A 12116-nucleotide genomic window follows, 5' to 3' on the forward strand; every position below is an offset into this window, starting at 1 on the left:
GCCGCGCAAGGTTAGAGCAGAGCCGTCACTGTTTGGTTAACCATGTTGGCGCGGCTTTACCCGCGTCAGGATCGGGCTAAAGCGGGGCCCATGTGGCAGCTTTACCAATTCCCGCTCTGCCCCTTCTCGCGCAAGGTCCGGCTCCTGCTCGGCGAGAAGGGCGTGGGCTATGAGCCGGTGCGCGAATCCCCCTGGGCGCGGCGCGACGAGTTCATCGATCTGAACCCGACCGGCCAGACCCCGGTCATGGCCGACACCGATCGCGGCGTGACGCTGATCGATTCGAGCGTGATCTGCGAATTCTTCGAGGAAACGGTGACCAAGGCGCCGATGCTGAGCGGCACCGCGACCGACCGCGCCGAGATCCGCCGCCTGGTGATCTGGTTCGACGAGCATTTCTACCGCGACATCACCGCGCCCCTGCTCCACGAACGCATGCTCAAGCGCATCGTCTACAAGCAATCGCCCGACGGCACCGCGCTGCGCTCGGCGATGAAGGCCGCGGTCCAGCATCTCGACTATATCGATTATCTGCTCGATCACCGCACCTGGCTCGCGGGACCGACGATGAGCCTCGCCGATCTGGCCGCGGCTGCGCAGATCTCGGTTGCCGATTATCTGGGCGGGATCGACTGGAAGAGCCATGAACAGGCGAAACGCTGGTACGTTGGGATGAAGAGCCGGCCGAGCTTCCGGCTCTTGCTCACCGAGCGGATGGACGGCATCTCCCCACCCGCCGATTACGAGAAGCTGGATTTGTAGGGCATGGCCGATCCGTATCAGACCCTTGGCGTGGCACGCGGCGCGGACGAGGCCGAGATCAAGAAGGCCTATCGCAAGCTCGCCAAGGAGCTGCACCCCGATCGCAACAAGGACGATCCGCGAAAGGCGGAGCGCTTCGCCAAGGTGACGCAGGCCTATGACCTGCTGAACGACAAGGACAAGCGCGCCCGCTTCGACCGCGGCGAGATCGACGCCGACGGCAACCCGACCATGCCGCCCGGTTTCGGCGGCGGTGGCTATGGCGGGCAGCAGCACGGCTTTCGCGCCGAGGATTTCGGCGGCGGCGGCGGCTTCGGCGATATCTTCGAGGGGCTGTTCGGCGGCGGCGCGCGGCGCGGCGGCGGCGGTTTCGAGGGCGGCTTCGGGCGGCGCGCGGCACCCAAGGGAGCCAATCTCGCCTATCGGCTCGCGGTCGGCTTCGAGGACGCGGCCCGGCTCGCGCCGCAGCGGATTACGCTGCGCGACGGCAAGACGATCGACCTGAAGCTTCCCGCCGGCGTCGAGAGCGGCACCCAGATGCGGCTCGGCGGCAAGGGCGAAGAGGGGCCGGGCGGCGCGGGCGATGCGATCGTCACGATCGAGATCCAGGCGCACCGTTTCTACACCAGGGCCGGCGACGATATCCGCCTCAACCTGCCGGTGACGCTCTCCGAGGCGGTGCTCGGCGCGTCGGTGAAGGTGCCCACCCCCGACGGGCCGGTGATGCTGACCATCCCCAAGGGCACGACCTCGGGCAAGGTCTTCCGCCTGAAGGGCCGCGGTTTCCACAAGAAGCCGAGCGGGCGCGGGGACATTCTCGTCACGCTGATGGTCGATCTGCCCGAGAATGATGCCGCGCTGACCGAGTTCGTCGAAGGCTGGAAGGATCGCGACGCCGGGAACCCCCGCGCGAAGATGGGCGTCTAGCCCCGCGTGTCGACCGGAGACATCTCGCCTGAATCGCCCGAAGCGCGGCGGCGCGGGCTGGGGACGCATATCCGGACCGGGCTCGGCTGGATCGGCATCGGCGAGCGCTTCTGGGTGGTCACCAAGCGCGTGCTGGTCGGCACCTATACCGACGGTTTCACCTATGCCGGCAACCTCGCCTATCTGAGCCTCGTTACCCTCTTCCCCTTCTTCATCGTCGCCGCCGCGGTCGCGCGGCTGGTCGGGGGGACCAATGAGGGGATCCAGACGCTCGAGGCGTTCCTGCGCACCGTACCCCCCGACGTCGCGACGGTGCTGCGCCAGCCGGTCTATGACGTGCTGGCGGCACGATCGGGCAATCTGCTGTGGCTCGGCGCGCTGGTGGGGTTGTGGACAACCGCGGGCTTCATCGAGACGCTGCGCGGCATCCTGCGCGCGGCCTATGGCGTGCGCACCAGCACGCCCTTCTGGCGCCACCGGCTCGGCGCGATCGGGCTGATCGTCGCCTCGGTGATCCTCGCCATGGCCGCGTTCAGCTTCCAGGTGGTGCTCACCGGCGTCGAACAGTTCATCTACCGCGTCTTCCCGGCGGCTTCGGAGGCGCAGCGGCTGGCGTGGCTGGGCAAGCTCGCCCCCGGCATTGCGCTGTTCGGCGCGCTCTACATGCTCTTCTACTCGCTGACTCCGGGCAAATACCGCAGGGCCAAATGCCCCAAATGGCCGGGACCGCTGTTCGTCGCCTTGTGGTGGACGCTGACGACCGCGCTGCTGCCCCGCATCCTCGCCTCGCTCACCAGCTACGACCTCACCTATGGCAGTCTGGCGGGGGCGATGGTGGCGCTGATCTTCTTCTTCATCATCGGGCTGGGCATGGTGATCGGCGCCGAACTCAACGCCGCTCTGGCGGAAGTGCCCGAGAACGGTCTAGAGGAGCCCAAGAAACAGGAGGTTGAGCCTTGACGGGACTCATGCAGGGCAAGCGCGGGCTGATCATGGGGCTCGCCAATGATCGTTCACTCGCCTGGGGGATCGCCCAGAAGCTGGCCGAGCACGGCGCGGAACTCGCTTTCAGCTATCAGGGCGAGGCGATGGAGAAGCGCGTGCGCCCGCTCGCCGAACAGCTCGGCGTCGCACGGCTGTTCGACTGCGACGTCTCCGACATGACCGCGCTCGACGGCACTTTCGCCGAGCTGGCCAAGGAATGGCCGACGATCGACTTCGTCGTCCATGCGATCGGCTTTTCGGACAAGAACGAGCTGCGCGGCGGCTATGTCGATACCAGCCTCGACAATTTCCTGATGACGATGAACATCAGCGTCTATTCGTTCGTCGCGGTGTGCAAGCGCGCCGCGGCGATGATGCCCAATGGCGGTTCGCTGCTGACGCTCAGCTATTACGGCGCCGAGAAGGTGATCCCGCACTATAATGTCATGGGCGTCGCCAAGGCCGCGCTCGAGACCAGCGTGCAATATCTCGCGGTCGATCTGGGCAAGGAGAATATCCGGGTCAACGCGATCTCGGCGGGGCCGATCAAGACGCTGGCGGCTTCGGGGATCGGCGACTTCCGGCTGATCCTCAAATGGAACGAGCTCAACTCGCCGCTCAAGCGCAACGTGACGATCGAGGATGTCGGCGGCGCGGGGCTGTATCTGCTCAGCGACCTGGCGAGCGGCGTGACCGGCGAGACGCACCATGTCGATGCCGGGTACAATGTCATCGGCATGAAGGCCGAGGACGCGCCCGACATCGCGCTGGTTTGAACAAACTCCCTCTCCCCTCAGGGGAGAGGGCCGGGGAGAGGGGCCTGTCGGGGCGGCTCCATCTTCGCTTTCGCGCAAAGCGACTCCCCCTCTCCCAACCCTCTCCCCGGAGGGGAGAGGGCTTTAATGTCGTTCAACAGCTTCGGCCGCGTCTTCCGCTTCACCACCTGGGGGGAAAGCCATGGCCTCGCGCTGGGCGCGGTGGTCGATGGGTGTCCGCCGGGGCTGGCGCTGAGCGAGGCGGATCTTCAGCCCTTTCTCGACAAGCGCCGGCCGGGCACCTCGCGCTTCACCACGCAGCGGCAGGAGCCCGATCAGGTCCGCATCCTCTCTGGCGTGTTCGAGGGGAAGACCACCGGCACCCCGATCAGCCTGATGATCGAGAATGTCGACCAGCGCTCGAAGGATTATTCCGACGTCGCCAAGGCCTATCGCCCGGGCCATGCCGATTATGCCTATGACGCCAAATACGGCTTTCGCGACTATCGCGGCGGCGGGCGATCGTCGGCGCGCGAGACCGCGGCGCGCGTCGCGGCGGCGGGCGTGGCGCGGCTGGTGATCCCCGAGGTTTCGATCCGCGCCTGGGTCGAGGCGATCGGCGACGACGCCATCGATCCCGAGAATTTCGACGCGCACGAGATCGACCGCAATCCCTTTTTCTGCCCCGATGCGGCGGCGGCGATGCGCTGGGAGGCCTTGGTCGACAAGGCGCGCAAGGCGGGATCGTCGCTGGGCGCGGTGATCGCGTGCGAGGCCACGGGCGTGCCTGCGGGCTGGGGCGCGCCGATCTACGCCAAGCTCGACAGCGAGCTCGCGGCGGCGTGCATGTCGATCAACGCGGTCAAGGGCGTGGAGATCGGCGACGGCTTCGCGGCGGCGCAGCTTTCGGGCGAGGAGAATGCCGATGCGATGCGGCCGGGCACCAACCATCCCGAATTCCTCGCCAACCATGCCGGCGGGATTGCGGGGGGCATCTCGACCGGTCAGCCGGTCAAGGTGCGCGTCGCGTTCAAGCCGACCAGCTCGATCCTGACGCCGGTCGAGACGATCACGCGTGAAGGGGAAGCGACCGAGATCCGGACGGTGGGCCGCCACGACCCCTGCGTCGGGATTCGCGGCGCGCCGGTGGTCGAGGCGATGGTCGCGCTGGTGCTGGCGGACCAGAAATTGCTCCACCGGGCGCAATGCGGTTGATCGCGGGGCGATAAGGTCCCGCACATCGGCGTCATTGGTGACCTTATCCCCAGAGAAATTGCGTCATTTGTTGGAATGGCCGGGCGCCATGCCGCGTTCTGTGCGACGGTTCAAAGCGCGAGCCTCGCGGCCGGGCGGGCTGACCCAAGCAGTTGAAATCCAACATTGCAAGTCGTCCCGAGCGATGCACGGTCCCCGGCGAGGCGGTGGATCGGGGCGATGCGCTGTCCGTCCGGCGCTGGCCTCGGGCGCATGGGCTGGCTAGCCCGTCCTTGCCCCGTTGGGCCGAGGAGTTTGCTTATGCGTACCAAGATCGTTGCCGGACTATTGATCGCGAGCGGTTTCGCCGCCGCCGCTTTCGCCCAGCCGCCGCAGCAGACCGCACCGCTGCCCGAGCCCACGCCGACGCCGACTTCAACCCCGACCCCAGCGCCCGCCCCGGCGCCGCTGCCGAGCCCGACGGGAACGCCGTCGCCCCAGCCTCAATAGGTTCATGACTCAGTAGGTTTCATGACAGGGCGTGGGCCGGTTCATTAGGCCGGAGCGGTCCACGCCCGACCCTCAATCCGCGAACGGATCGCGGACCAGGATCGTGTCCTCGCGCTCGGGGCTGGTCGAGACCAGCGCCACCGGGCACTGGATCAGCTCCTCGATCCGGCGGATATATTTGATCGCCTGCGCGGGAAGCTCGGCCCAGCTGCGCGCGCCCGCGGTCGATTCCTGCCAGCCGGCCATGGTCTCGTAGATCGGCTCGACGCTCTTCTGGTCGCTGGCGTTCGACGGATAATAGTCCAGCACCTGATCGCCCAGCCGGTAGCCGGTGCAGATCGACACTTCGTCGAGCCCGTCGAGCACGTCGATCTTGGTGAGCGCGATGCCGGTGATCCCGCTCACCGCCGCCGACTGGCGCACCAGCACCGAATCGAACCAGCCGCAGCGGCGCTTGCGCCCGGTGACGGTTCCGAATTCATGCCCGCGCGTGCCGAGCCGTTCGCCGATTTCGTTATCCTGCTCGGTCGGGAAGGGGCCCGATCCGACGCGGGTCGTATAGGCCTTGGCGATGCCGAGGACGAAGCCGACCGCGTTGGGCCCCAGCCCCGTGCCCGCGGCGGCGGTGCCCGCCACGGTGTTCGACGAGGTGACGAACGGATAGGTGCCGTGATCGATGTCGAGCAGCACGCCCTGGGCGCCTTCGAACAGGATGCGGCGCCCGCGCGCGCGCGCCTCGTGGAGCATCCGCCATACCGGCTGGGCATAGGGGAGGACGAAGCCCGCAATCTCGCGCAGCTGATCGAGCAGGGCGGCGCGGTCGATCGGCGCGACCCCGAAGCCGGCGCGCAGCGCATCGTGATGCGCGGTCAGCCGGTCGAGCTGGGGGCCGAGATCGTCGAGATGGGCGAGATCGCACACGCGGATCGCGCGGCGGCCGACCTTGTCCTCGTAAGCGGGGCCGATGCCGCGCCGCGTGGTGCCGATCTTGCCGGTGCCGCTCGCATCCTCGCGCAGCCCGTCGAGTTCGCCATGGAGCGGCAGGATCAGCGTGCAGGTATCGGCGATCTTGAGCGTGTCCGGGGTCACATCGACCCCCTGGCCGCGCAGCTTCTCGATCTCGGACTTGAGGTGCCAGGGATCGAGCACCACGCCATTGCCGATCACGCTCGGCGTGCCGCGGACGATGCCCGAGGGGAGCAAGGACAGCTTGTAGACCTTGTCGCCGACGACGAGCGTATGGCCGGCATTGTGCCCGCCCTGGAAGCGCACCACGACATCGGCGCGCTCGGCGAGCCAATCGACGATCTTGCCCTTGCCCTCATCGCCCCATTGGGCGCCGATCACCGCGACATTGGCCATTTGGATGCACGTCCTCGCCTGCCGGGCGAACCCTGGCCGCCCTTCGACAGGACTCGGCGGCCGGGCTTTCTGGACTGCGCCGGGCAAGCACCCGGAGCCGCGGGGCCAATGGCCTTGGGCGACGCGAAGGTCAAGCGGCTTTACGGCCTGTCAAGAATTCTTGACAGCACGCCGACTCGTCTGTAAAGAGCTCTTGACAGGCAGGGGAGTCAGTCTTGGAAAACCGGTTGAAGGCGTTGCGCGAGGCGAAGGGCTGGAGCCAGGGCGAGCTGGCCCGGCGGCTCGGCGTGTCGCGCCAGACGATCAACGCGGTCGAGACCGACAAATATGATCCCAGCCTGCCGCTGGCGCTGCGCATGGCGAAGCTGTTCGCCGTCGCCGTGCCCGAGCTGTTCGTCGACCATTGGGAACCGGAGGAAGAATGATGGCCATCGCGAAGGACATGCCCGGGCCGGCCTGGCGCAATGTCGCGGCGTGGAGCGGCGTGGGGGCCGTCGTCTATTTCCTCATCCTCTGGGCCGGCGCCCTGATCGTGAACGGCGAAGGCGTGGTCGGGATATTCCGCGCGATGCTCGGATCGCAGCGGCTCGCCGCGACGCTGGGCGGCAGCCTGGTCCTGGCGGTGGCGGTGACCGGCTTCAGCAGCCGGAAGCGGCCGCTCAACCTGCGGACGCTCCGCAACTTCATGATCCACAATGTGATGGCGATCACGGCTTTCCTGCTCGCCATCTGGGGTTTCACCCGGTTGAACGGCGCGGGTGCGCTGGGCGCGATGGGCAGTTCGACCTGGGCCGCCTTCGTGACGGGCGTGACGCTGATCGTGATCGCTTGCATGGGCACGCTCGCGCTGGCGAGCGTCCATACGCGCGCCGATCTCGTCGAGGACGAGGCGGTCGCCGAGGAGATGCACGACCGCGGGCGGCTGTTTCTGTGCAGCTTCACCTGGATCGCTGCGTGCGGTCTGTTGCTGATCGTGTTGGGGCTTGCCGGTCCCGGCCGCCTGGTGTCGCCGCAGGCCGCGCTCATGGGGGCGGTGGCCCTGATCGCCATCCTTGCCGTGCTGGGAATCGTCAGCTGGCGGCTGTCGGATGAGCTGGGGCGCACCCTGTCCTATGAGACCGGCAACATGGCCTTCTACCTGATCTGGGTGCTCGGCAGCGGCTGGGCGATCCTGGCGCATCTGGGCTTCGTGGCCGCGCCGGCGCCGCTCGACTGGCTGACCCTGTTCGTCATCCTGCTGTTCGCGGCGAGCTTCATCGTGCTGGGCCGGCGCAGGCTGCTCACGCGCTGAAGGGGCTCAGGCGTCGAGCGCCGCCCGGACGCGGTGCGCGAGCTGGTCTAGCGCGAAGGGCTTGGGGAGGACGTCGCCCGATCCCGCCTCCTCGCGGCTGTATCCGCTGGTGAAGAGGGTGCGCAGGCCGGGAATGAGCACGGCCGCGCGCCGGGCGAGTTCGCGGCCGGTCATTTCGGGCATGACGATATCGGTGAAGAGCAGGTCGACGCGCTGCCCGCCCTCGATCAGCCTGAGCGCCGCTGGACCGTCATGCGCATCGACCACGGTATAGCCGAGCTCGCGCAGCGCCTCGACCGACCAGGCGCGGACGCGGTCTTCGTCCTCGACCACCAGCACCGCCTCGTGCGCGGCCCCGCGCGGCAGCCTGGGGCGCTCGGCCGGGGCCTGCGCCTCGGGCAGCGGGCCTTCATGGACCGGGAGGTAGACGCGCACCGTCGTGCCGTTTCCGACTTCGGATTCGAGCGCGACATGTCCGCCCGACTGGCGGACGAAGCCGAACACCTGGCTGAGCCCGAGGCCGGTCCCCTTGCCCACCCCCTTGGTGGTGAAGAAGGGATCGAAGGCGCGCGCGGCGACGTCGGGCGGCATCCCCTCCCCGGTATCGCGCACCGCGATCTGGACATAATCGCCCGGCGAGATCCCGACCCCGCTCGCCTCATCCTCGTCGAGCGTGACATTGCTCGTCTCGATCGTCAGCACGCCGCCGCCGGGCATCGCGTCGCGCGCGTTGACCGAGAGGTTGAGCAGGACATTTTCGAGCTGCCCCGGATCGGCCAAGGCGAGGCGCAGCTCATCGGGCAGCCGGGTTTCGACGCTGACCTCCTCGCCGATCGTGCGGACGAGCAGCTCGAGCATCCCCATCACGGTGAGGTTGACGTCCACCGGGGCGGGGGCGAGCGGCTGCTGGCGCGAAAAGGCGAGCAGCCGCTGGGTGAGCGCCGCGGCGCGGGTGGCGCCGTCGCGCGCGGCGGTGACATATTTCTCCACATCGGTGCGGCCCTGCGCGATCCGCCGTTCGAGCAGGTCGAGCGCGCCGATCACCACCGCGAGCATATTGTTGAAGTCGTGCGCGATCCCGCCGGTCAGCTGGCCGACCGCCTCCATCTTCTGCGCCTGGCGCAGCTGGGCCTCGGCGGTGCTCAGCTGGCGCGTGCGTTCGAGCACCGCGCGCTCCAGCTCCTCGCGCGACCGGGAAAGCACTTCGCGCGCGTCCATGATTTCCTGGATGTCGGTGCAGGTGCCGAACCAGCGCGTGATCGCGCCGTCGCCGTCGCGCACCGCCTGCGCGCGGCCGAGCACCCAGCGATACGCGCCGTCGCGGCGCCGCAGCCGATATTCGATATGATAGGGCTCGCCGGTTTCGAGGCTGTGCCGCCACACCTCCCAGGCGCGCTCCTGATCCTCGGGATGGAACATGCCGTTCCACGCCTCGCCATCGGTCGATCCGTGCGGCACGCCGGTATATTCGTACCAGCGGTCGTTATAATAATCGTGATAGCCGTCGGGCCGGGTCGACCAGACCATCTGGTCGATCGAATTGGCGATCGCGCGGAATTGCGATTCGCTCTCCTTGAGCGCCACCGCCGTGCCGATGCGCTCGACCGCGTCCCAGGAGAGCTCGGCGACGGCCTCGATGAAGCCGGTCTCTTCGGGGGTCCAGTCGCGCGGGCTCAGCTGGTTGACGTAGAGCGTCGAGACCCAGCTCCCCCCGCGCAGCAGCGGCACGCCGATCGCCGAGGCCGAATGCTCGACGATGCTGCTGTCCTTGAACGCGGGATCCCGAGCGGTGCCGTTGACCACCAGCGTGCGGCCGCTGCGATAATGATCGAGCGCGGTTTCGCCCAGCCGTTCGGCGGGCATCGTCCCGGTGAAGACGGCGAGCCCGTTCGAGGCGTAGCAGGGGCCGAAATGGATGATCCCGCCATCGATCACCCGATAGAAGCCGACCCGGTCCGCGCCGATCCGCCGCGCCAGCGCCGCCGCGGTGAAGCGCATGACCGCCGCGGGCGTTTCGAGCGCGCGCTGGCGCTCGGCAAGCGCGTGGAGAAAGGCCTGCGCCTCGGTCGCGCGGCGCAATTCCTGCGCGGTGGTGCGCGCGGCTTCCTCGGCGGCCTTGCGCTCGGTGATGTCGAAGCTGACGCCGGGGAAGCGCAGCGGCTGCCCCTCGGCGCCATAGATGACGCGGCCCTGGGTCAACACCCAGCGGATCGCGCCATCGGGGCGCACCACGCGGAACTCGGCGGTGAGCGGGGTACGGCCGGTGACCGCGGCGGTGACCGCGTCGCGCAGCACCGCGCGATCGTCGGGATGGAGCAATGCGATCACCTCGTCGAACGCCCCGCCCGCGGCGACGCGCTCGGGATCGATGCCAAACAGTTCGGCGAAGCGCAGGTCGCCCGTCACCCTGCCGGTCTCGGCGCTCCAGTCCCAGCTGCCGATGCCGGTGGCGGCATGGAGCGCGAGTTCGAGCCGTTCCTCGCTCTCGAGCAGCGCCGCCTCGATCTGCGACTGGCGGCTGCGCTCGCGTTCGGCGAGGACGGCGCGGGTGGTCTCATGCCCCTGGTTGAACACGCCGAGGACCGCGCCATTCTCGTCGCGGATCGGGGTGATGCTGTAGCTCCACCAGGTTTCCGCGCCGTCGAGCATGAAGGCCTGATCGACCCGGGCGATGCCGGCGCCGGTGCCGAGCACCTCGTCGAACTGGCCTTTGACCGCGTCCCACGACTCCCCCCAGACCTCCGCGGGCGTGAGGCCCAGCGCGCGCGGGTGGCGGTCCGGATGCACCCCGATCCAGGCGTCGTTGTAGAACAGGCGGAGTTCGGGACCCCAATAGATGGCGGAGGGAAAGGACGAACCGAGCGCCATGCCGAGCGCGAATCGCAACGGCGCGGGCCAATCGGCAGCGGGGCCGAGCGGGTGGTTCGACCAATTGTGCGCGGCGATCGTGCGGCCAGCCTCACCGCCATGATCCAGGAAGGGGAGCCCCTCAGCCATCCGGCCACGGTTAGGGGTGCCGTTCGGGCTGTCAACCGCCTCGACTTGCGCGCGCACCGGGCTATGGAAGGGGCGAGAGGAAGTAACGCATGAAACTGGCCAGCCTGAAGCACGGCCGCGACGGCAAGCTCGTCGTCGTCTCGAACGATCTCGCCTGGTGCGCCGATGCGAGCGCGATCGCGCCGACGCTGCAGGCGGCGCTCGACGACTGGGACTGGGTCGAGGGCGATCTGCGCAACCTCCAGACCGACCTTGAGCATGAGGCGATCCCGATGCTGCGCTTCCACGAGCGCCAGGCCGCGGCGCCGCTGCCGCGCGCCTATCAATGGGCCGATGGCTCCGCGTACGTGAACCATGTCGCGCTCGTGCGGCAGGCGCGGAACGCCGAGATGCCCGAGAGCTTCTGGCACGATCCGCTCATGTATCAGGGCGGATCGGACGGATTCCTGGGTCCCCGCGACGCGATCCCGCTCGCCGACGAGAGCTGGGGCTGCGATCTCGAGGCCGAAGTGGTGGTGGTGACCGGCGACGTGCCGCTGGGTGCGTCGCGCGACGAGGCGCTTGCCAGCGTGCGGCTGGTGGGGCTCACCAACGATGTGTCGCTGCGCAACCTGATCCCGGGCGAGCTCGCCAAGGGGTTCGGCTTCTTCCAGTCCAAGCCGGCGAGCGCCTTTTCGCCGGTGTTCGTCACCCCCGATGCGCTTGGCGATTGGTGGCGGGACGGCAAGCTCCATCGCAAGCTGATGGTCGATCTCAACGGCAAACCCTTCGGCCGCGCCGAGGCGGGCGAGGACATGACCTTCGATTTCGGGGTGCTGATCGCGCATGCGGCGAAGACGCGGAATCTGGGCGCGGGGACGATCATCGGATCGGGCACCGTCTCGAACCGCGATGCGGATGGCGGTCCCGGCAAGCCGATCGCCGAGGGTGGGGTGGGCTATTCGTGCCTGGCCGAGGTCCGCACCGTCGAGACGATCCTGCGCGGGGCAGCGGAAACGCCCTTCCTCAAGGCCGGCGACACGGTGCGCATCTGGGCCGAGGACGACAAGCACCACCCAATCTTCGGGACGATCGAGCAGACGGTGGTGGCGGGCTGATCCGTATGGACAGCCGGTTCGTCTATCTCCTGTGGCATTCGCGGGATCGCGGCGACGGCGAGACCAATGACAAGCTGATCGGGGTCTATGACAGCCCGGAAGCAGCCGAGGCCGCAAGGCAGCGCAAGCTAGGCTTTGAGGGATTTCGCGACCATCCCGACGGCTTTCTCGTCGATCGTTACGAACTCAATCACGATGCCTGGAGCGAAGGCTTCTTCTCCTATTAGGCCTTCTTCA

The 12116-nt window shown here is 68.1% G+C and carries 12 protein-coding genes; 10 read left to right on the plus strand and 2 right to left on the minus strand.

All coding sequences use genetic code 11. The annotated features are described in order from the left end of the window. Positions 1–90: 90 nt before the first annotated feature. From OF829_RS06930 to OF829_RS06955, 6 genes are all read left to right on the plus strand, one after another. Complete coding sequence (locus OF829_RS06930) at positions 91–762, plus strand: glutathione S-transferase family protein (RefSeq protein ID WP_264939250.1); 672 nt, start codon at positions 91–93, stop codon at positions 760–762. Between the two features lie 3 nt (positions 763–765). Beyond that, entirely contained in the window at positions 766–1689 is a 924-nt protein-coding gene (locus OF829_RS06935; RefSeq protein WP_264939251.1) for a DnaJ C-terminal domain-containing protein, read from the plus strand. Positions 1690–1695: 6 nt separating this feature from the next. Next, on the plus strand, positions 1696–2649 hold the full coding sequence (locus OF829_RS06940) for a YihY/virulence factor BrkB family protein (RefSeq protein ID WP_264939252.1): 954 nt from the start codon (positions 1696–1698) through the stop codon (positions 2647–2649). Continuing rightward, positions 2646–3449 (plus strand): enoyl-ACP reductase FabI, encoded by an 804-nt coding sequence (gene fabI, locus OF829_RS06945; RefSeq protein ID WP_319951538.1) that lies wholly within the window; start codon positions 2646–2648, stop codon positions 3447–3449. The genes OF829_RS06940 and fabI overlap by 4 nt, the downstream gene beginning before the upstream one ends. A gap of 126 nt (positions 3450–3575) precedes the next feature. After that, positions 3576–4643 carry a chorismate synthase gene (gene aroC / locus OF829_RS06950; RefSeq protein ID WP_264939253.1) on the plus strand — a complete coding sequence of 356 codons (1068 nt, stop codon included), beginning with the start codon at positions 3576–3578 and terminating at the stop codon, positions 4641–4643. Between the two features lie 300 nt (positions 4644–4943). Next, positions 4944–5132 (plus strand): hypothetical protein, encoded by a 189-nt coding sequence (locus tag OF829_RS06955; protein WP_264939254.1) that lies wholly within the window; start codon positions 4944–4946, stop codon positions 5130–5132. 72 nt (positions 5133–5204) lie between these two features. On the opposite strand, the gene OF829_RS06960 is transcribed toward OF829_RS06955, so the two are convergent. Beyond that, positions 5205–6494 carry an adenylosuccinate synthase gene (locus tag OF829_RS06960; RefSeq protein ID WP_264939255.1) on the minus strand — a complete coding sequence of 430 codons (1290 nt, stop codon included), beginning with the start codon at positions 6492–6494 and terminating at the stop codon, positions 5205–5207. Between the two features lie 215 nt (positions 6495–6709). Between OF829_RS06960 and OF829_RS06965 the strand changes: the two genes are divergently transcribed. Together OF829_RS06965 and OF829_RS06970 are read left to right on the plus strand one after the other, a co-directional pair. Continuing rightward, on the plus strand, positions 6710–6919 hold the full coding sequence (locus OF829_RS06965; RefSeq protein ID WP_264939256.1) for a helix-turn-helix transcriptional regulator: 210 nt from the start codon (positions 6710–6712) through the stop codon (positions 6917–6919). Next, complete coding sequence (locus tag OF829_RS06970) at positions 6916–7785, plus strand: hypothetical protein (protein ID WP_264939257.1); 870 nt, start codon at positions 6916–6918, stop codon at positions 7783–7785. The genes OF829_RS06965 and OF829_RS06970 overlap by 4 nt, the downstream gene beginning before the upstream one ends. Before the next feature lie 6 nt (positions 7786–7791). Here OF829_RS06970 and OF829_RS06975 read toward each other — a convergent pair whose 3' ends face one another. After that, on the minus strand, positions 7792–10782 hold the full coding sequence (locus OF829_RS06975; protein ID WP_264939258.1) for a PAS domain-containing protein: 2991 nt from the start codon (positions 10780–10782) through the stop codon (positions 7792–7794). Between the two features lie 89 nt (positions 10783–10871). Between OF829_RS06975 and OF829_RS06980 the strand changes: the two genes are divergently transcribed. Both OF829_RS06980 and OF829_RS06985 read left to right on the plus strand, forming a co-directional pair. Next, positions 10872–11879 (plus strand): fumarylacetoacetate hydrolase family protein, encoded by a 1008-nt coding sequence (locus tag OF829_RS06980; protein ID WP_264939259.1) that lies wholly within the window; start codon positions 10872–10874, stop codon positions 11877–11879. A gap of 5 nt (positions 11880–11884) precedes the next feature. Beyond that, positions 11885–12106 (plus strand): DUF7336 domain-containing protein, encoded by a 222-nt coding sequence (locus OF829_RS06985; protein ID WP_264939260.1) that lies wholly within the window; start codon positions 11885–11887, stop codon positions 12104–12106. The last annotated feature ends 10 nt before the right edge of the window (positions 12107–12116 follow it).

Source organism: Sphingomonas caeni (genome assembly GCF_026013415.1).
Classification (GTDB): domain Bacteria; phylum Pseudomonadota; class Alphaproteobacteria; order Sphingomonadales; family Sphingomonadaceae; genus Sphingomonas; species Sphingomonas caeni.

Coding starts and splice junctions, on each gene's coding strand:
- OF829_RS06930 (WP_264939250.1), top strand. CDS start 91: ATGTGGCAGCTTTACCAATTCCCGCTCTGCCCCTTCTCGCGCAAGGTC.
- OF829_RS06935 (WP_264939251.1), top strand. CDS start 766: ATGGCCGATCCGTATCAGACCCTTGGCGTGGCACGCGGCGCGGACGAG.
- aroC (WP_264939253.1), top strand. CDS start 3,576: ATGTCGTTCAACAGCTTCGGCCGCGTCTTCCGCTTCACCACCTGGGGG.
- OF829_RS06955 (WP_264939254.1), top strand. CDS start 4,944: ATGCGTACCAAGATCGTTGCCGGACTATTGATCGCGAGCGGTTTCGCC.
- OF829_RS06960 (WP_264939255.1), bottom strand. CDS start 6,494: ATGGCCAATGTCGCGGTGATCGGCGCCCAATGGGGCGATGAGGGCAAG.
- OF829_RS06970 (WP_264939257.1), top strand. CDS start 6,916: ATGATGGCCATCGCGAAGGACATGCCCGGGCCGGCCTGGCGCAATGTC.
- OF829_RS06975 (WP_264939258.1), bottom strand. CDS start 10,782: ATGGCTGAGGGGCTCCCCTTCCTGGATCATGGCGGTGAGGCTGGCCGC.
- OF829_RS06980 (WP_264939259.1), top strand. CDS start 10,872: ATGAAACTGGCCAGCCTGAAGCACGGCCGCGACGGCAAGCTCGTCGTC.
- OF829_RS06985 (WP_264939260.1), top strand. CDS start 11,885: ATGGACAGCCGGTTCGTCTATCTCCTGTGGCATTCGCGGGATCGCGGC.